This window comes from Klebsiella electrica, from assembly GCF_006711645.1.
GTDB classification, from domain to species: domain Bacteria; phylum Pseudomonadota; class Gammaproteobacteria; order Enterobacterales; family Enterobacteriaceae; genus Klebsiella; species Klebsiella electrica.
Genome location: NZ_CP041247.1, coordinates 2,272,366 through 2,290,119, shown reverse-complemented (window position 1 = coordinate 2,290,119; position 17,754 = coordinate 2,272,366). Strand labels below are relative to the sequence as shown.

19 protein-coding genes and 1 pseudogene are annotated in these 17,754 nt (G+C 59.6%); 17 read left to right on the top strand and 3 right to left on the bottom strand.

What is annotated here, in order from left to right:
- Nucleotides 1-3 precede the first annotated feature (3 nt).
- The 9 genes and pseudogenes from Electrica_RS10860 to Electrica_RS10820 all read left to right on the top strand — a co-directional run bounded on the left by Electrica_RS10860 (nucleotide 4) and on the right by Electrica_RS10820 (nucleotide 8,689).
- Nucleotides 4-669, top strand: a complete 666-nt coding sequence (locus Electrica_RS10860) for a methionine ABC transporter permease (protein ID WP_407081247.1) — start codon at nucleotides 4-6, stop codon at nucleotides 667-669.
- A 42-nt stretch (nucleotides 670-711) separates the two neighbouring features.
- Nucleotides 712-1,488: a MetQ/NlpA family ABC transporter substrate-binding protein gene (locus Electrica_RS10855; RefSeq protein WP_142255873.1), complete on the top strand. Its 777-nt coding sequence runs from the start codon at nucleotides 712-714 to the stop codon at nucleotides 1,486-1,488.
- A 61-nt stretch (nucleotides 1,489-1,549) separates the two neighbouring features.
- Nucleotides 1,550-2,591 (top strand): annotated as a pseudogene (locus tag Electrica_RS10850) (methionine ABC transporter ATP-binding protein).
- 148 nt (nucleotides 2,592-2,739) lie between these two features.
- On the top strand, nucleotides 2,740-4,443 hold the full coding sequence (locus Electrica_RS10845) for an ABC transporter substrate-binding protein (RefSeq protein ID WP_141964461.1): 1,704 nt from the start codon (nucleotides 2,740-2,742) through the stop codon (nucleotides 4,441-4,443).
- A gap of 45 nt (nucleotides 4,444-4,488) precedes the next feature.
- Entirely contained in the window at nucleotides 4,489-5,448 is a 960-nt protein-coding gene (locus tag Electrica_RS10840) for an ABC transporter permease (RefSeq protein WP_141964460.1), read from the top strand.
- Between the two features lie 3 nt (nucleotides 5,449-5,451).
- Nucleotides 5,452-6,399, top strand: coding sequence for an oligopeptide ABC transporter permease (opp4C, locus tag Electrica_RS10835; RefSeq protein WP_160704646.1), 948 nt, complete (start codon nucleotides 5,452-5,454; stop codon nucleotides 6,397-6,399).
- Entirely contained in the window at nucleotides 6,396-7,376 is a 981-nt protein-coding gene (locus Electrica_RS10830) for an ABC transporter ATP-binding protein (RefSeq protein ID WP_141964458.1), read from the top strand. The genes opp4C and Electrica_RS10830 overlap by 4 nt, the downstream gene beginning before the upstream one ends.
- Entirely contained in the window at nucleotides 7,373-8,359 is a 987-nt protein-coding gene (locus Electrica_RS10825) for an ABC transporter ATP-binding protein (protein WP_131047960.1), read from the top strand. Before Electrica_RS10830 ends, Electrica_RS10825 begins: the two co-directional genes overlap by 4 nt.
- 189 nt (nucleotides 8,360-8,548) lie before the next feature.
- Nucleotides 8,549-8,689 carry a hypothetical protein gene (locus Electrica_RS10820; protein ID WP_004862935.1) on the top strand — a complete coding sequence of 47 codons (141 nt, stop codon included), beginning with the start codon at nucleotides 8,549-8,551 and terminating at the stop codon, nucleotides 8,687-8,689.
- A gap of 47 nt (nucleotides 8,690-8,736) precedes the next feature.
- Here Electrica_RS10820 and Electrica_RS10815 read toward each other — a convergent pair whose 3' ends face one another.
- Entirely contained in the window at nucleotides 8,737-9,627 is an 891-nt protein-coding gene (locus Electrica_RS10815; RefSeq protein ID WP_160704640.1) for a LysR family transcriptional regulator, read from the bottom strand.
- 142 nt (nucleotides 9,628-9,769) lie between these two features.
- Between Electrica_RS10815 and Electrica_RS10810 the strand changes: the two genes are divergently transcribed.
- From Electrica_RS10810 to Electrica_RS28830, 7 genes are all read left to right on the top strand, one after another.
- Entirely contained in the window at nucleotides 9,770-10,477 is a 708-nt protein-coding gene (locus Electrica_RS10810) for a CoA transferase subunit A (protein WP_141964457.1), read from the top strand.
- 2 nt (nucleotides 10,478-10,479) lie between these two features.
- Nucleotides 10,480-11,136 (top strand): CoA transferase subunit B, encoded by a 657-nt coding sequence (locus tag Electrica_RS10805; protein ID WP_131047957.1) that lies wholly within the window; start codon nucleotides 10,480-10,482, stop codon nucleotides 11,134-11,136.
- 9 nt (nucleotides 11,137-11,145) lie between these two features.
- Nucleotides 11,146-12,327, top strand: a complete 1,182-nt coding sequence (locus tag Electrica_RS10800; RefSeq protein WP_141964456.1) for an acetyl-CoA C-acetyltransferase — start codon at nucleotides 11,146-11,148, stop codon at nucleotides 12,325-12,327.
- A gap of 11 nt (nucleotides 12,328-12,338) precedes the next feature.
- Complete coding sequence (locus Electrica_RS10795; RefSeq protein ID WP_141964455.1) at nucleotides 12,339-13,262, top strand: 3-hydroxyacyl-CoA dehydrogenase family protein; 924 nt, start codon at nucleotides 12,339-12,341, stop codon at nucleotides 13,260-13,262.
- Between the two features lie 40 nt (nucleotides 13,263-13,302).
- Nucleotides 13,303-14,697 carry a GntP family permease gene (locus Electrica_RS10790; RefSeq protein ID WP_208764241.1) on the top strand — a complete coding sequence of 465 codons (1,395 nt, stop codon included), beginning with the start codon at nucleotides 13,303-13,305 and terminating at the stop codon, nucleotides 14,695-14,697.
- A gap of 36 nt (nucleotides 14,698-14,733) precedes the next feature.
- A complete protein-coding gene (locus tag Electrica_RS10785; protein ID WP_131047953.1) occupies nucleotides 14,734-15,504 on the top strand; it encodes a 3-hydroxybutyrate dehydrogenase in 771 nt (256 codons plus the stop codon).
- Nucleotides 15,505-15,637: 133 nt separating this feature from the next.
- Nucleotides 15,638-15,850 carry a YnfU family zinc-binding protein gene (locus Electrica_RS28830; protein ID WP_407081256.1) on the top strand — a complete coding sequence of 71 codons (213 nt, stop codon included), beginning with the start codon at nucleotides 15,638-15,640 and terminating at the stop codon, nucleotides 15,848-15,850.
- 193 nt (nucleotides 15,851-16,043) lie between these two features.
- Here Electrica_RS28830 and cspA read toward each other — a convergent pair whose 3' ends face one another.
- Nucleotides 16,044-16,259, bottom strand: coding sequence for an RNA chaperone/antiterminator CspA (gene cspA / locus Electrica_RS10780; protein ID WP_100683626.1), 216 nt, complete (start codon nucleotides 16,257-16,259; stop codon nucleotides 16,044-16,046).
- Between the two features lie 310 nt (nucleotides 16,260-16,569).
- On the opposite strand from cspA, the gene cspF reads away from it, so the two are divergent.
- On the top strand, nucleotides 16,570-16,782 hold the full coding sequence (gene cspF, locus Electrica_RS10775) for a cold shock-like protein CspF (protein ID WP_100683625.1): 213 nt from the start codon (nucleotides 16,570-16,572) through the stop codon (nucleotides 16,780-16,782).
- 45 nt (nucleotides 16,783-16,827) lie between these two features.
- Here the strand turns inward: cspF and Electrica_RS10770 are convergent, their stop codons facing one another.
- The gene (locus Electrica_RS10770; RefSeq protein ID WP_141964453.1) at nucleotides 16,828-17,700 is read right to left on the bottom strand and encodes a LysR family transcriptional regulator; all 873 of its coding nucleotides are present in this window, start codon (nucleotides 17,698-17,700) and stop codon (nucleotides 16,828-16,830) included.
- Between the last annotated feature and the right edge of the window lie 54 nt (nucleotides 17,701-17,754).

Genomic DNA, 17,754 nt, shown 5'->3' with positions numbered 1-17,754 from the left:
CCCGTGCTGGAGTTTTTTGCCGATATCGACTGGAACGATGTGACGCAGGCGGGCATCGACACGTTAATCATGCTGGGGTGTTCGCTGGGCTTTACCGTGCTGTTCGGCTTGCCGCTGGGGATTGTCCTCTACCTCACCGGCCAGCCGCGACTGCTGCACGCCCCGCGGCTGTATCGCCTGCTGTCGTTTTGCGTCAACGTCCTGCGTTCGCTGCCGTTCATTATTTTGCTGATCGTGATGATCCCGGTCACCACCTTAATAACCGGCACCTCTCTGGGCGTAGAGGGCACCATTCCGCCGCTGGTGGCGGGCTGCGCCCCCTTCTTCGCCCGGCTGGTGGAAAGCGCCTTGCGCGAGGTCGATCACGGTCTGGTGGAGGCCAGTTGGTCAATGGGCGGCAATACCGCGCAGCTGATCTGGCACACCCTGCTGCCCGAATCGCGCGCCGGTCTGCTTGCCGCCGTCACCGTCACCGCGATTTTGCTGGTGGATTACACCTCTATGGCCGGGGTTATCGGCGGCGGCGGGCTCGGGGATCTGGCGATTCGTTTTGGCTACCAGCGCTTTCAGACCGACGTGATGGTAGTCACCGTCCTGCTGCTGATTGCCCTGGTACAGGTTTTACAGATGAGCGGCGACCGCCTTGTGCGTTACGTGAGCCGTAAATAAGAAGACACGCGACTTTCCAAGGAAAAAACCATGAAAAAAATAGTGCACAAGACCCTTATCGCGGCCGGACTGCTAACCCTCTTCTCCGCCTCTGCCGCCGCCAGCGAGACGCTGACCGTCGGCGCCACGCCGGTACCGCACGCGGAAATCCTTGAGTTCGTCAAGCCGGAGCTGGCCAGACAGGGCGTGGATTTGAAAATCAAAGTCTTTAACGACTTTATTCAGCCCAACCAACAGCTGGCGGAGAAAAACCTCGACGCCAACTACTATCAGTACCGTCCATTCCTCGATAACTACAACCAGACGCGACATACGCATCTGGTGCCGGTGGTGGGCGTCCATATTGAACCGTTTGGCGCCTACTCCAGCAAATACCACGACATCAAAGCGCTGCCGGATGGCGCCACCATCGCTATCCCTAACGACCCGGTCAACACCGGGCGGGCGCTGGTAATGCTGAGCGATGCGGGTTTGATCACGCTGAAAAACCCGAAAGATCCGCAGTCGGCAACCAAAGATATCGTCGCCAACCCGCATCATTTTAAAATTCGCGAGCTGGAAGGCGCCATGCTGGCGCGGGCGGTGAATCAGGTCGATCTGGCGTTTATATTCGCCAACTATGCGCTGGAAGCAGGGATCGATACCGATAAAGCCCTGCTGGTGGAAAAAGGCAGCGATCTGTACGTCGAGTATCTGGTGGCCCGTCCCGATAACCTCAACGATCCGGGGATCCAGAAGCTGGCGAAAGCGCTGCACTCCGACGCGGTACGCAATTTTATTCTGACCCGCTACAAGGGCAAAATCGTCCCGGGCTTCTGAGAAGCGGAGCGTATCCGGCGGCGAGGCCGCCGGTTTTTTAAGGCTGACGGAGCAAACTATCGTGACCCACAACCCTCGTGCCGTACCGCATATACAGTTAAACGCAATCAGCAAAGCCTACCCCAACGGCGTTCAGGCGTTGCAGAACATTAACCTGACGCTCTATCAGGGCGAGATTTTCGGCATTATCGGCCGCAGCGGCGCCGGGAAATCGACGCTGCTGCGCCTGTTTAATCGCCTCGAAAACGCCGACAGCGGCGAAATCACCATTCACGGCGAACGGACATTGCTCTATTCACGCAGCCAGATGCGCGACCTGCGCCGCCGGGTGGCGATGATCTTTCAACACTTCAACCTGATGTCGACCAAAACGGTGGCGCAAAACGTCGAGCTGCCGCTCAAGATGGCCGGCGTTCCGCGGGCCGAAAGGCAGCGCCGGGTCGATGAGATGCTGGAACTGGTCGGTCTCAGCGCCCTGCGCGATAGCTGGCCGGCAAAGCTCTCCGGCGGGCAAAAACAGCGCACCGGGATCGCGCGCGCTGGTAACCCAGCCGGAAATTCTACTGTGCGACGAAGCGACCTCGGCGCTTGACCCGGAAAACACCCTCTCGGTACTGAAGCTGTTGAAAGAGATTAACCAGCGCCTGGGTTTGACGATCGTTCTCATCACCCATGAAATGGAGGTTATCCGCACGCTCTGCGATCGGGTGGCGGTGCTGGAGTGCGGGCACATTATCGAACAGGGCGAGGTGTGGCGGGCGTTTGGCAACCCTCAGCACGAAGTGACGCGCAGCATGACCAGTACGCTGCATCACGCTCGCCCCGGCGAAAATCTGTCGTCGGTGGACGGCTCGCAGCTGGTGACCCTGCACTTCGACGGCAGCAGCGGCGGTGAGCCGGATTTACACCATATCGCCGCCTTGCTCGGCGACGGCGCGCGCCTGCTGTACGGCAACTGCGAGCAGATCCAGGGGCGAGTCATCGGGCAGCTGCGCATCCGCCTGTCCCGGCCGCTGGATGACCGCGCGCTGGGCCAGCACGGCTGGGTCGCGGACCGGCTGACCCTCGGCACAGAGCCGACGGTGAAAAACTCTGCCTCTTAAGCAAAATCTGGCATTTTATTGCCAGATTATTGCTAATGCCGATTCGCTATAGATCATATGTTTTCGTTGTTAGACAGGCCGTGGTACGCCTCTTATCTTTCGTCATGAATTGTAAATTTCAGCGCAATCATTTGATGAAGGAGCACTTTTGTCCAGATTACTGCACGGATTAAAAACTAAACAAACGCGATTCGCACGCGCTCTCAGCATCGCGTTAATCGGCGGCACGCTGGCATTTTCTTCTGTTGCCAGCGCGGACGACATTTTGCAGCAAGGCATCACCCCGGCCACCGACGCCAGCCAGATCCCGGCGGCCGCCAAACTGCGTAAAGACACTATCGTCGCCGGGATTTCCGAGCCGCAGGGCATCTTTAACCCCTACTTCTTCGTTAACGGCTGGGATGAAAACGTCACCAACGTCATCTTTTCGCGCCTGATTGACTGGGACAGCCACGGCAACCTGGTCCCAGGACTTGCCGAAAGCTGGCAGGTCAGCGCCGATAACAAGGTGTATACCATCAAGCTGCGGCCGAATCTGACCTTCAGCGACGGCTCGCCGCTCACCGCGGAAGATGTCGCCTTTACCCTGACCGTGCTGCTGGATCCGAAGTATGACGGCGATACCGATATTACCCTCGCCAACATTGCCGGCGGCGCCGAATATAAAGCCGGCAAAGCCGACAGCGTCAGCGGTCTGAAGGTCATCGACCCGCTTACCCTGCAGGTCACCACCACGCAACCTGGCGCCACAACGCTGGCAAAAATTGGCGGTCCGGTACTCTCCAGAGCGTATTATGGCAAGGAATATCAACGCGGCAATCTCGACTATCTCCGCACCCTGCACGGAAAACCGTTGGGCAACGGTCCTTACGTCTATGACAAATATATTCCGGGCCAGGAGATTCGTTTCCACGCCAACAGCCACTTCTACCGCGGCACGCCGCCGACACCGCGTTTTATTTACCGCGTCACCAACCCGTCGACCAACTTCCAGCTGTTTCAGACCGGTGAAACCGACTACGACGCCTTTACCGCACGCCCGGACGATATCGAACAGCTGAGAATGCTCGGCTTCGCCAATATCAACCTCTACGGCTCCAGCGATTACAGCCAGGTGGAATTTAACCTCCGTCGTCCGGCGCTGAAGGATGCCAGAGTGCGTCAGGCGCTGATTTACGGCCTCGACCGCCAGAAGCTGATCGATGTGGTGTACCAGGGCTATGGCAAGGTGGCCATTGAACCGATCGCCCCCATCTCCTGGGCCTATAATCCGCAGGGGGTCAACCCGTATCACTACGATCCGGCGCAGGCGAAAAAACTGCTCGATGAAGCGGGCTGGAAACCGGGGCCGGATGGCATCCGCGTGAAAGACGGTCAACGTCTGGAGCTGACGCTGCTGGTCAGTAAGAAGGTGATCAACGATGCGCTAATCCCGATTGCCAAAGAGAACTGGCAGCAGATAGGCATCGTGCTCAAACCGCAGGTGGTCGACTTCAACGCCCTGATGGCCCAGCGCAAAGCCGGCAACTATGACCTGGCCTCCTTCAGCACCAGTACGCTCAACGACCCGCACGATGGCGTATGGGACTTCTACAGTAGCGAAGCCAAAGAGTCAGGCTATAGCAATCCGCAGGTCGATAAGCTGATTAATGAAGGCAACGCGGTGCTCGACGTCGAAAAACGGAAGCCGATTTACCACCAGCTGTATCAGGTGCTGGCGGAAGACCCGCCGGTTATTCTTCTCGGCTATCGCCAGGTTCTCTCGGCCAGCAGCGCCAGGGTATCCGGTTTTAAACCGGATATTTATAACGGCCTGACCGGCAGCCTGCCGGATGTGAAAATCGCCAGGTAATCATCACAGCCGCCGGAATAATCCGGCGGCTGATACGAGAATGTTATGAGAAATTTTATCCTGAGACGGCTGCTACAGACGCTGCCGATGCTGCTGCTGGCCTCATTGATCATTTTTATGCTGTTTGCCAAAACTCCCGGCGACTTTATCGACGGCAATATTACCCTCACCGCCGCGCGCGCCGCCGAACTCAAAGCCATCTATGGCCTCGACCAGCCGCTGTTGACCCGCTATCTGCGCTGGCTCGGCCAGCTGCTACGAGGCGATCTGGGCTTCTCGCTGCAATACCAGATTCCGGTCAGCCAGTTGCTCAACCAGTACATCTGGAACTCGTTCCTGCTGGCAAGCATTGCGCTGGTTTTTTACTGGGGTATCGGCCTGACGGTGGGCATCGTCTCTGCCATGAAGCCCAACTCGCTATTTGACCACCTGGTGAGCGTGGCGGTCTTTGCCGCGATGTCCTTTCCGACCTTTTTTCTCTGTCTGCTGCTGATTAAGTGGTTCGCCGTGGATCTACGCTGGCTGCCGGTGGGCGGGATGACCAACACCGGCAGCGATGATCGCGGCTGGGACTATATCCTGCAGGTGGCCGCGCACCTGGTGCTGCCGGTTCTGGCGCTGGTGATGCTGCAGGCCGGCAGCCTGACGCGCTACTTCCGCGCCAGCATGCTCGACGTGATCAGAATGGACTTTATTCGTACCGCCCGCGCCAAAGGGCTGCGCGAACGGACGGTGATCTTCAAGCACGCGCTGCGTAATGCGCTGCTGCCTATTATCACCCTGCTCGGCTTCGAGCTGCCGGGACTGTTTTCCGGCGCCATCATCACGGAAAAGGTCTTTAACTGGCCCGGGGCCGGACATATTCATATCGACTCGCTGGCCGCCCGCGATTATCCGGTACTGATGGGGTTTACCCTGTTTCTGGCGGCGCTCACTATACTGGGCAACCTGATAGCCGATATTCTCTACGCGTGGGCCGACCCGCGAATTCGCGTGAGGTCATAAATCATGTTTAGCACGCTGTTTTCAACACAACGTCGCCTGCGCAAGGCGGAGATTCCGGCGCTCGCGATGATCACCCCATCACCGTGGCGCCAGGCATGGCGGTCGCTGAAGCGCAACCGGCTGGCTATGTTTTGCCTGCTGCTGCTGGCGGTGATGGCCGCCTGGTGCGTGCTGGGGCCACTGTGGTCGCCGTGGAAAGATGATGCCACCGATGTCCTGATGATTAACAAGCCGCCCGGCGCGGAGCACTGGCTGGGCACCGACTTTCTCGGCCGCGATGTCTACACCCGCCTGCTGATGGCCGGACGCATTTCGTTGATTATTGGCCTGCTCACCATGCTGCTGTCGGTGGCGCTGGGCTATCTGCTCGGCGCCGTCTCCGGCTATGCCGGCGGCCTGACCGATAAGCTGATCATGCGCCTGGCGGACCTGGTGATGACCATTCCCGGCCTGCCGCTGCTGATCGTCGCCGGGGCGATGTTATCCGAGCTCGATTTTTCCCCGGACGCCCGGGTCTACATGGTGGTGGTGATGCTCAGCCTGCTGGAGTGGCCAAAACTGGCGCGGCTGGTGCGGGGTCAATGCCTGTCGCTGCGCGAGCGCGACTTCATGCTGGCAACCCGAGTGCTGGGCCTCTCCGCCCGCCGTCGTCTGTTTGGTCATCTGCTGCCTAATACCATTCCGATTCTGGTGGTCATGGCCACCATGGCGGTGGCGAATGCCATTCTCAGCGAATCGGCGCTCAGCTACCTTGGACTGGGGGTGGTACCGCCCACGCCCTCCTGGGGCAATATGATGGACGCCGCCAACAGCCTGATCGACTTCCAGCGCCGCCCGTGGCTGTGGATGCCGCCGGGTATCGCCATTTTTATCACCGTCATTGCCATTAACGTGCTGGGCGACGGCCTGCGCGATGCGATGGATCCGAAAATGAAACAGAGGCTGAAATGAGCGCCCCGTTAATCACCTTCCGACAACTCTCGGTCTCCTTCGCCAGCGAAAAACAGCGCGTGCGGGCGGTACAGGAGGTGTCATTCGCTATTCACGCCGGCCAGACCGTCGGCGTGGTCGGCGAATCCGGCTGCGGAAAAAGCGTCACCGCCATGGCCTTAATGGGCCTGCTGCCGCCCCAGGCCGCGCGTATTGATAGCGGCGAAATCCTCTTTCACGGCCAGGACCTGCTGCGTCTGCAGGCCAACAACATGGCCGACCTGCGCGGCAACCAGCTGGCGATGATCTTTCAGGAACCGATGACCGCGCTGAACCCGGTGCTGACCATCGGCGAGCAGCTGTGCGAGCCGCTGATTCGCCACCGTGGCGAGACCCCCAAAGCCGCCTGGCGCCACGCCACCCGCCTGATAAGCGAAGTGGGGCTGGCCCGTGCGGATAGCCTGATGAGCAGCTACCCGCACCAGCTCTCCGGCGGCATGCTACAGCGCGTGATGATTGCCATGGCGCTGAGCTGCCAGCCGCAGCTGCTGATCGCCGATGAACCGACCACCGCGCTGGATGTCACCGTTCAGGCGCAAATCCTGCGCCTGCTGCGCGATCGGGCGCAGGCCAGGCGGATGGCGATGATGCTGATCACCCACGATCTGGGGGTCATTGCGCAAATGGCGCAACAGGTGGTGGTAATGTACGCCGGACGGGTGGTCGAAACAGGCCCGACGGCCGAGATCTTGCGCCACCCGCAGCATCCCTATACCCAGGGGCTGATCGCCTCACGCCCGCTGCCCGGCGAGCGACGCCGCCGCCTGTACTCCATTCCCGGGCAGGTGCCGGATCTCGCCGCCCTGCCGCCCGGCTGCGCCTTTGCCGACCGCTGCGAGCGGGCCAACGCCGACTGCCGCCAGAGTCTCCCCCCGCTGCGGGGAACAACGCGGCAGGTCGCCTGCTTTCACACCCTATCCGCGAGGCCGGTTGTATGAATACGGAAAACAATGAATATGTCATTGAAGTCGAAGGATTAAAAAAACACTTTCCGCTGCGCGACGGGCTCTTTGGCCAGCAAACCGGGCAACTGCGGGCGGTGGACGGCGTCAGCTTTCGCATTCGCCAGGGGACCATTTTCGGCCTGGTGGGCGAATCCGGCAGCGGGAAAACCACCGTGGGCCGCACGCTGCTCGGACTGTATGAGAAAACCGCCGGTAGCGTGAAATACCGGGGGCGGGAGCTCTCCGCCCTCTCCTCGCGGGAGATGCAGGCGCTGCGGCCCAAAATCCAGCTGGTGTTTCAGGACCCCTACAGTTCGCTTAACCCGCGGATCCGCATCGGCGAGGCGATCGGCGAAGCCATGTTGCAGCATAAGCTGTGCAGCCGGGCGGAACTGTATGACAAGGTGATTGCGGTGATGCAGATCTGCGGCCTCGCGCCCCAGCACTACAACCGCTTTCCCCATGAGTTCTCAGGCGGTCAGCGTCAGCGGATCGGTATCGCCCGTGCGCTGATTCTCAATCCGGACTTTATCATTGCCGACGAGCCGATCTCGGCGCTGGATGTCTCTATTCAGGCGCAGATCATCAATCTGTTTTCCGATCTGCGCGACGATTTCGGCGTCACCTTTTTGTTTATCTCCCATGACCTTGGCGTAGTGGAACATCTGTGCGATGACGTGGCGGTGATGTATCTCGGACAGCTGGTGGAGACCGCCAGCCGCGATGCGCTGTTTGCCCAGCCGCGCCACCCCTACACCCAGGCGCTGCTGGCCGCGGTACCGACGCTCGACCCGCACGCAGAACCCGTCGCGGTCGTACAAGGCGAGCTTCCCGATCCGTCGAATCCACCGCCCGGCTGCCGTTTTTCCTCCCGCTGTCCCCAGGCCAACGACCGCTGTCGCCGCGACATCCCCGCCCTGCGTGAGATAGCCGACGGTCACTATGTGGCCTGCCATGAGGTGGTCGCCTCCGGCTAAACCGCGAGGCCCTGCGACTGAGGTCGTTGTCCTGCGTCGCGGCAAAGCAGGACAGCTCCAGGCCGTCGCCATCGGGCCGCCCGGCGTCGGCATTATCGCTCTGTGCGGTAACGGGGCGCCGAGGGTTCATCCTGCCGTGGTTTTGCCCTATACTGACCACCGTCAAAACTGAACGAAAGTGGGTAACTCATGGAAATTGATCTCGACAATCTGGTCTTCAGCGGTCTGGAAGAGGCGCAAGAGCGCAATGCTGAACGCCTTGAAGATGCTGACAAAAAAGCCGAAGCGATCGTTGCCGATGATGATTGCGGCGACGCCTGCAAAATCTGATTCCTGAACCGGCTAACCACGCCGGTTTTTTTATTCTCGCCCGTCACTCAAGCCGCAAGCGCCCCTTTCAGCGTGCCCAGCAACGCCTGCGCCGCCTTCGACAACTGCAGATGACCGGCATGGATAACCCCGATACACTTCTCAATCGGCGGATTATCCAGCGGCAGGCATACGGCGCCCAGCGCCTGCATCTGCGACTGACAGAGCGCCGGGACGGCGCTGCCGCCGAGGCCGCTGGCCACCATTCTGCCCACCGTCACCAGCTGGTGACTCTCCAGCGCGACATCCAGCTGACGGCCGCTGCGCGCCAGCTCCTCTTCCAGCATCAGGCGGACCGCTGAAGGCCGCTGCAGCGTAATAAAATCCAGCGTCAGCAGCTCGCGCCAGCAAAGACGCGGCTTGCCGGCCAGGGGCGATGATTTCGGCACAATCGCGATAAAGCGGTCAACGCCCAGCGGGGTAAACAGCAGATTATTGGTCGGCGCCGGTTCAAAGGCGATCCCCATCTCCACCCGCCCTTCACGCACCATTTCTATCACCTGCTCGTTTATCACATCGTGAACGGTGACGTTAATCCCGGCATAGCGATCGCGAAAGGCTTTCAACACTTCGGGCAGGACGTTTGCCGCAAACGAGGGCATGGCGGCGATTGAGATTTTGCCGCGCTGCAAGGTAAAGCTCTGGCGCATCGCCTCTTCGACGTTATCCCAGTCAGCCAGCAGCTGGCGGGCCATCGGTAAAAAGATTTCCCCCTCCTGAGTCAGCGTCACCCGGCGGGTGCTGCGTTGCAGCAATGCGCCGCCGAGCCCTTCCTCCAGTCCTTTGATGGTCAGGCTGAGGGCTGGCTGCGAAATATTCAGCCGCTCACTGGCGTGGGCAAAATTCAGAGTGTGAGCTACCGCTAAAAACGCGCGTAACTGTTTGACACTCATTCTCATTTTTCACCCCGTTAACTAATTGAAAAAATTTAGTTAACAATAAATTAATAAAAAAACCCAATGAGTAGGTCACAAATTCAAAATTAACAAATCAGTCTGCGCCGCCAATGATAGCCCCATCGCAAGCCAGCGGAGGTGAAACATGGCAGGACTGGATAAGCGCGTCGCCAGCTACGAAGCGGCGCTGGAAGGATTAACGGACGGTATGACCGTGCTGGCCGGCGGTTTTGGCCTGTGCGGCATTCCCGAAAATTTGATTGCCGAGGTCAAACGCCGGAACGTGCAGGGGCTGACGGTGGTATCCAATAACTGCGGCGTCGACGGTTTCGGCCTCGGCATCCTGCTGCAAACGCGGCAGGTACGCAAAGTGGTGGCCTCTTATGTCGGCGAAAACGCCCTCTTTGAACAGCAGGCGCTCAGCGGCGAACTGCAGGTGGAGCTTACGCCGCAAGGCACGCTGGCGGAAAAAATTCGCGCCGGCGGCGCGGGCATCCCCGGTTTTTACACCGCGACCGGCTACGGTACGCCGGTCGCGGAAGGCAAAGAGGTGCGCCAGTTTTCCGGTAAGCACTACATCCTCGAAGAGGCCATCACCGGCGACTTCGCCCTCGTCAAAGGCTGGAAGGCGGACTGGTACGGCAACGTAATCTATCGTCATACGGCGCAAAATTTTAATCCGCTAATGGCCGCCGCCGGTCGCATTACGGTGGTCGAGGTGGAAGAGATAGTCCCGCCGGGCGAACTTGCGCCCTCTTCAATCCATACCCCCGGCATCTACGTCGACCGGCTGATCGTCGGCCAGTTCGAGAAACGCATTGAACAGCGCACGCTGCGCGCAGGGAGCCGCTGATTATGCTGACTCGCGAACAAATGGCCATCCGCGTCGCCCGGGAGCTGCGCGATGGCGACTACGTCAATCTCGGGATAGGCATCCCGACGCTGGTGGCCAACTACATCCCGGCAGGCATTGACGTCATGCTGCAATCCGAAAACGGCCTGCTCGGCATGGGCGGTTTCCCGCACGAGGCGGAACTCGACGCCGATATGATCAACGCCGGGAAACAGACGGTCACCGCCCGGACCGGCGCGGCGATTTTCGACTCGGCGCAATCCTTCGCAATGATCCGCGGCGGTCATGTCGATCTGACGGTTCTCGGCGCCTTTGAAGTTGACGTTGAGGGCAATATCGCCTCGTGGATGATCCCGGGGAAAATGGTGAAAGGCATGGGCGGGGCCATGGATCTGGTGGCCGGGGCGCAAAATATCATCGTGGTGATGACCCACGCCGCGAAAAACGGCGAATCCAAACTCCTGCCGCGCTGTACCTTGCCGTTGACCGGCGTCGGCTGTATCCAGCGGGTGCTGACCGACCTCGCCCTGCTGGAGATACGCGACGGCACTTTCGTCCTGCGCGAATACGCACCGGGCGTCACCCTCGACGAAATCAGGCGCAAAACCGCCGGACGCCTGATTGTTCCGGACGACGTCTGCGAAATGCGTTTCAACTGAGGAGGCAACATGAAAGAAGTGGTGATTGTCGGCGCGGTCAGAACGCCTATCGGCAGCTTTCGCGGCGTATTCTCGGCGCTTTCCGCCGTTGACCTCGGCGCCGAGGTCGTGCGCGGCCTGCTGGCACGCTGCTCGCTGCCGGCAACGCAAGTCGACGAGCTGATTTTCGGCCAGGTTTTAACCGCTGGCTGCGGACAGAATCCGGCGCGTCAGACCGCCTTGCGCGCCGGCCTGCCGGTCAGTTGCCCGGCGGTGACGGTGAATCTGGTGTGTGGCTCCGGGCTGAAAGCCGTGCAGCAAGCGGTTCAGGCGATCCGTAGCGGCGACGCCGAGGTGGTCATCGCCGGCGGTCAGGAGAGCATGAGCAATGCCCCCTATCTGATTGACGGCGCCCGCGCCGGACTGCGCGTCGGCCACAGCAGCATGCAGGACAGTATGATTCAGGACGGCCTGTGGGACGCTTTCAACGACTATCACATGGGGGTGACGGCAGAAAACCTCGCCGACCGCTATGCCATCGATCGCCAGCAGCAGGATGCCTTTGCCGCCGGTTCACAGCAGAAAGCGGCGGCGGCTATCGAAGCGGGCCGTTTTACGCAAGAGATCGTACCGATCGTCGTCAGGCAGGGCAAGCAGCCGCCGCAGACCATTAGCGACGATGAACAGCCCCGTCCGGCCACCACGCCAGCGCAGCTGGCGCAACTGCGCCCGGCGTTCCGCAAGGAAAACGGCAGCGTCACCGCCGGCAACGCCTCTTCGCTCAACGACGGCGCGGCGGCGGTGCTCCTGATGAGCGCCGACAAAGCCCGGGAGCTGGGACTGCCGGTCCTGGGCCGCATTGTCAGCGCCGCCGTGGCGGGGGTCGATCCGGCGGTGATGGGTATTGGCCCCGTCAGCGCCTGCGAGATGGCGCTGGCGCGGGCCGGATGGCAGCTGGACGAGGTGGATTTAATTGAGGCTAACGAGGCTTTTGCCGTGCAGGCGCTGGCGGTTGGCCAGTCTCTGGGCTGGGAGAGCAGTAAAGTCAACGTCAACGGCGGCGCCATTGCGCTAGGCCACCCTATCGGCGCCTCCGGCTGCCGGATCCTCGTCACCCTGCTGCATGAAATGCAGCGCCGGGGCGTCAGCAAAGGGCTTGCCACCCTCTGCGTGGGCGGTGGGCAGGGTATCGCTATGACGATCGCACGCTAACAGGAGTCACTATGTATAAACCAACGCTGGCGGTACTGGGCGCCGGACTGATGGGTATCGGTATCGCCTGCCACTTTGCTCGCCACGGCCACCGGGTACGACTGTATGACACCGACCCGACGCGTCTGGCGGAAGTGCCCGCCGTTGCCGCCGCTATTTTGCATGAGCTGCACGAGAGCGGACAATTTGACGCCGCCCACCAGCAGGAGGTTGTGGCGCGCTTAGTCGGGACCGCCAGCCTTAGCGATCTGGCGGACTCTACGCTGCTGATTGAGGCGATTCCCGAACGTTTAGCGCTCAAACATGCGCTGTACGCTCAGCTGGAAACGCTGATTGCCGACGATGCGATTATTGCCAGCAACACCAGCGGCCTGCCGCCGGATAGCCTTGCCGAGGGCATGGTCCATCCGCAGCGGCTCCTGATCGCCCACTTCTGGCACCCGCCGCACTTTATTCCGCTGGTGGAAGTGGTGCCCGGCAGCGCCACGCGAGCGGAACTCCCCGCCCTGGTGAGCGACTTTTTCACCACCGCGGCGCTGGAAGCGGTGGTGCTTCAGCGGGCGGCACCGGGGTTTGTCGGCAACCGCCTGCAGTTCGCTCTGCTGCGCGAGGCGCTGCATATCGTCCACAGCGGTATCGCCTCGCCGGAAGTGGTGGATCGGGTGATGCGCGCCTCCCTCGGCCGCCGCTACGCGATGGTCGGCCCGCTGGAGGCAGCCGATATGACCGGGCTGGCGACGGTGCAGGATATTTGTCAGCACCTGCTGCCGGAGCTGGCCTGCGGCGCGCAAATGATGGAACTGGTGGCGGAAAAGGTCGCCAGAGGCGAGACCGGCGCGCGCAGCGGACAAGGCTTTTATCGCTGGGATAATGCCCGGCTGGAGCGTATCCAGTCGCGTCGGCAGCACCTCCTGCGCTATGCCCTGAAACCGTAGCTTCTCGAACTGTAGCCAATAACAATGAGAGTGAGGTGTCGTGATGAGTGTTTTGATCGCCCTGGCCGCGCTGGCGTTACTGATGCTGGCAGCCTATCGAGGTTATAGCGTTATCCTCTTTGCCCCTATCGCCGCCCTCGGCGCAGTGCTGCTCACCGACCCCGGCGCGGTCGGACCGACCTTTACCGGTCTGTTTATGGAAAAAATGGTCGGGTTTGTAAAGCTCTACTTCCCGGTATTTCTGCTGGGCGCGGTGTTCGGCAAACTGATCGAGCTGTCGGGATTCTCGCGCGCCATCGTCGCCGCCGCCATTCAGATCCTCGGCCGACGTCACGCTATCCCGGTCATCGTTCTGGTTTGCGCCCTGCTAACCTACGGCGGCGTCTCGCTATTTGTCGTGGCCTTCGCGGTCTACCCTTTTGCCGCCGAGCTGTACCGCCAGAGCGCGATCCCCAAACGGCTGATTCCGGCCACCGTCGCGCTCGGCGCATTTTCATTCACCATGGATGCCCTGCCCGGCACGCCGCAGATCCAGAACATTATCCCCACCAGTTTCTTCGGCACCAACGCCTGGGCGGCCCCCTGGCTTGGCTTGATCGGTTCGCTGTTTATCATCACCTTTGGCCTGCTATGGCTGGAGCGTCAACGCCGTAAAGCCCAGCAGGCGGGAGAAGGTTACGGCACGGATTTGCAAAACGAGCCGGATACGCCGGATAACCTCAACCTTCCCCATCCGCTGATTGCCATTGCCCCGCTGCTGCTGGTGGGAGTGCTGAACCTGCTGTTTACCCGTTGGATCCCGCGGTGGTACGGCGCCACCCACGAGCTGGTTCTACCGGGACTGGCGAAACCGGTCGTCACCGAAGTGGGCAAAATCACCGCTATCTGGGCCGTGGAAGCGGCGCTGTTGGCTGGCATTGTCGTGGTGCTGGTGTTCGGCTTTCGCAATATTCGCGGACGTCTGGCGGAAGGCAGCCGCACCGCCGTCAGCGGCGCCATTCTCGCGGCGATGAATACGGCGTCGGAATATGGTTTTGGCGCCGTCATTGCCGCGCTGCCCGGTTTTCTGGTGTTATCAAAGGCGCTGACGGCGATTCCCAACCCGCTGCTGAATGAAGCCATCAGCGTGACGGTGCTGGCGGGGATTACCGGCTCCGCATCCGGCGGGATGAGCATTGCGCTGGCGGCGATGTCGGAGACCTTTATCGCCGCCGCCCACGCCGCCGATATTCCGCTGGAGGTGCTGCATCGCGTGGCCTCGATGGCCAGCGGCGGCATGGATACGTTGCCGCATAATGGCGCGGTCATTACCCTGCTGGCGATCACCGGCCTCAGCCATCGTCAGGCCTACGGCGGCATTTTTGCCATTACCCTGATTAAAAGTCTGGCGGTTCTGTTTGTCATTGCCGTCTTCTATTTAACCGGTATTGTCTAATGCGGCAATATAACCGGCATCACGAAGGAAAATACCATGAATCTGAACGCAAAGGTGGCGCTGGTCACCGGCTCAACCAGCGGTATCGGTTTAGGGATCGCGAAGGTGCTGGCAAAATCCGGCGCGCAGCTGATTCTCAACGGCTTTGGCGATAGCGCATCCGCGCGCGCGGAAGTGGCGCAGGTCGGCAAAACGCCGGGCTACCACGCTGCCGACCTGCGCGATGTGCAGCAAATTGAGGCGATGATGGCCTACGCCGAGGCGCAATTTGGCGGCGTGGATATTGTGATTAATAACGCCGGGATCCAGCACGTGGCGCCGGTGGAGCATTTCGCCGTAGAGAAATGGAACGATATCATTGCCATCAATCTCTCCAGCGTCTTTCACACCAGTCGTCTGGCGCTCCCCGGGATGCGGGCGCGTAACTGGGGGCGAATCATTAATATTGCGTCGGTTCACGGCCTGGTGGCTTCGAAGGAGAAGTCGGCCTACGTGGCCGCCAAACACGGCGTGGTCGGTCTGACCAAAACGCTGGCGCTGGAGACCGCCAGCACCGGCGTGACCTGTAATGCGATTTGCCCCGGCTGGGTGTTAACCCCGCTGGTTCAGCAGCAGATCGATAAACGTATCGCTGAAGGTAGCGATCCGCAGCAGGCCCGCGAACAGCTGCTGGCGGAAAAGCAGCCCTCCGGCGAGTTTGTCACCCCGCAACAGCTGGGGGAGCTGGCGCTGTTTCTCTGTAGCGAAGGCGCCGCCCAGGTGCGCGGCGCGGCATGGAACATCGACGGCGGCTGGGTCGCGCAATAACCGCCCACCTGCTCAGGAGGCCCCCGCGCCTTCTGAGCAGCGCCCGGCGCACCGCATTTTCTCCAGCGAAATATCTCCCTGCCGCCGGTTTATTTTCGCCAAAAGACAATGAGTGCGGGCTATTTATTTAATAATGCTGTATGGTTTCAGGCCATTAAATCAGCCAGGAAATCCTATGTCAGACCGGAAAGATAGCAAAAACCGCCGTAATTATCTTGTAAAATGTACCTGCCCTCATTGCTCCCAGGATTCCGAACATAGCTTCAGCCGAGTACAAAAAGGCTCCCGGCTCATTTGCCCCTATTGCCACAAACTTTTCCAGACCACAGCAAAAAATGCGGCTTAATCGCCTGATGCCAGACGCTGATTAAATTATTCTTATCGCACTGAATGAATGACGCCATCGGCCATTATTTTCTGGCAAACAGAAAACCCGCACGCTGGCGGGTTTTAAATTTATGCTGCCTGTTATTTGGGTGAAGCGGTCTACTCAGGCTACTGCCATCTTCGCTAGCGCCGGTCACCCACGTTCAGCATACTTATCCTACGATGGAAACGTTTGTCGCCGCCGGGCCTTTCGCGCCACTGCCGACCACAAACTCGACCTTCTGCCCTTCAAACAGGGCGCGGAAATCTTCGTTTTGAATCGCAGAAAAGTGGACGAAAATATCCTTGCCGCCGTCGGCCGGCGTAATGAAGCCGAAGCCTTTATCTGCGTTAAACCATTTGACTAAACCAGTCATTTTATTCGACATTCAATATTCCTTTGTATGCGTCCTTAATCGCCAAACGGGTTTGCGCACGCAATCAACTTAACACTTAATGAAGGGACTCAAGGAAAGAGATATCAGCGATAACGCCTGGATATGAGAACGGCTTTAGTGAACTGCTTTGATGAACTTTTTTCTGTCTGACAAACCGACCAGACTATTAATGCACAGGATATATTTATTAGCAAGGTTTATTTTTCCGGCGGTAAGAGTGCTCCGATAAAAAATAAAATCGATAGCTTTATTGTCCGATTAAGGTATAGTGCGACGGTACTTATTTTTACAAGGATTTTATTTGTTGCAAAAAATGACAGGCATTGTCAAAGCGTTTGATAATAAAACCGGCAAAGGCCTTATTATTCCCTCCGATGGTCGTAAAGACGTTCAGGTCCATATTTCCGCCTTATCCCCAGGTGAATCAGAAAACATTATCCCAGGTATTCGCGTTGAATTTCGCCGGGTCAACGGCCTGCGCGGTCCGACGGCGGCTAACGTCTACCTTGCATAGCCGCGCCCGACCGCGGATGACGGCCTCGAGAGCAGACCGGGGCAGCTAAAACATCTCCAGGAAACGTTTTACCGTTCGCGAACGTTCGAATCGCCGCCAGGCAATCGCAATATCCGTCGTCACCGGCGTCCCCGCCAGCGGGTGATAGATGACGTCAGGGTGTTGAATACAGGACATCGACTGCGGCACCAGCGCAAAACCAAATCCGGCGGCGACCATGCTTAAGGAGGAGGAGAGTTGCGAAGATTGCCTCGCCTGGCGCATATCGATACCGGCGCGCAAACAGCTATTAAATACCTGCTCATACAGCCCCGGAGCCACCTCGCGCGGAAACAGAATCGGCGCGCTCTCCCGCAACTGTACCAGCGTCAGCATGGCCTCACCGGCAAGCGGGTGGTCGCGGTGAAGGGCGATAACCATCGGCTCCACATCGATAATCCGCAGGTTAAACGCTTTGCTGCTTTCGCACGGCAGACGCACAAAGGCAATATCCAGCTCCCCGTCCCCCAGCGCGCTCATCAGCGCCGCCATATTGCCCTCGACCTGGCGCAGGCTGACCGCCGGATAGCGGAGCTGAAACTGGCGCAGCAGCGCGAAAATCTGCGGATGAAAAGCATTAGAACTGGTGATGCCTAACGCCAGGCTTCCGTTCATCCCGCGGGCGATGCCTTTGGTCTTTTCCAGCGCCGCGTCGCTAAGAGCCAGGATCTGGCAGGCATCTTCATAAAACGATTCCCCCGCTTCCGTCAGCTCGATTCCCCGCGTCAGACGACGCAACAGCGGTGTGCCGATTTCTCGCTCAAGCCGCTGAATCTGCTGACTTAATGGCGGTTGAGAAATACCGAGTTCCCGGGCGGCGCGGGTGAAATTCCGCGCCTCGGCCACGGCGACAAAATAGCGTAGATAACGAAGTTCCATATCAAAAACGTCTCAAACCAGCATGTTTTCTATATTGGAACTGAGAGCTGAATC

Bases quoted from the DNA above. Each gene is read 5' to 3' on its own strand.
- Electrica_RS10840 (WP_141964460.1), top strand. From the start codon at position 4,489: ATGAGAAATTTTATCCTGAGACGGCTGCTACAGACGCTGCCGATGCTG.
- opp4C (WP_160704646.1), top strand. From the start codon at position 5,452: ATGTTTAGCACGCTGTTTTCAACACAACGTCGCCTGCGCAAGGCGGAG.
- Electrica_RS10830 (WP_141964458.1), top strand. From the start codon at position 6,396: ATGAGCGCCCCGTTAATCACCTTCCGACAACTCTCGGTCTCCTTCGCC.
- Electrica_RS10825 (WP_131047960.1), top strand. From the start codon at position 7,373: ATGAATACGGAAAACAATGAATATGTCATTGAAGTCGAAGGATTAAAA.
- Electrica_RS10820 (WP_004862935.1), top strand. From the start codon at position 8,549: ATGGAAATTGATCTCGACAATCTGGTCTTCAGCGGTCTGGAAGAGGCG.
- Electrica_RS10815 (WP_160704640.1), bottom strand. From the start codon at position 9,627: ATGAGAATGAGTGTCAAACAGTTACGCGCGTTTTTAGCGGTAGCTCAC.
- Electrica_RS10810 (WP_141964457.1), top strand. From the start codon at position 9,770: ATGGCAGGACTGGATAAGCGCGTCGCCAGCTACGAAGCGGCGCTGGAA.
- Electrica_RS10805 (WP_131047957.1), top strand. From the start codon at position 10,480: ATGCTGACTCGCGAACAAATGGCCATCCGCGTCGCCCGGGAGCTGCGC.
- Electrica_RS10800 (WP_141964456.1), top strand. From the start codon at position 11,146: ATGAAAGAAGTGGTGATTGTCGGCGCGGTCAGAACGCCTATCGGCAGC.
- Electrica_RS10795 (WP_141964455.1), top strand. From the start codon at position 12,339: ATGTATAAACCAACGCTGGCGGTACTGGGCGCCGGACTGATGGGTATC.
- Electrica_RS10785 (WP_131047953.1), top strand. From the start codon at position 14,734: ATGAATCTGAACGCAAAGGTGGCGCTGGTCACCGGCTCAACCAGCGGT.
- Electrica_RS28830 (WP_407081256.1), top strand. From the start codon at position 15,638: ATGCTGTATGGTTTCAGGCCATTAAATCAGCCAGGAAATCCTATGTCA.
- cspA (WP_100683626.1), bottom strand. From the start codon at position 16,259: ATGTCGAATAAAATGACTGGTTTAGTCAAATGGTTTAACGCAGATAAA.
- Electrica_RS10770 (WP_141964453.1), bottom strand. From the start codon at position 17,700: ATGGAACTTCGTTATCTACGCTATTTTGTCGCCGTGGCCGAGGCGCGG.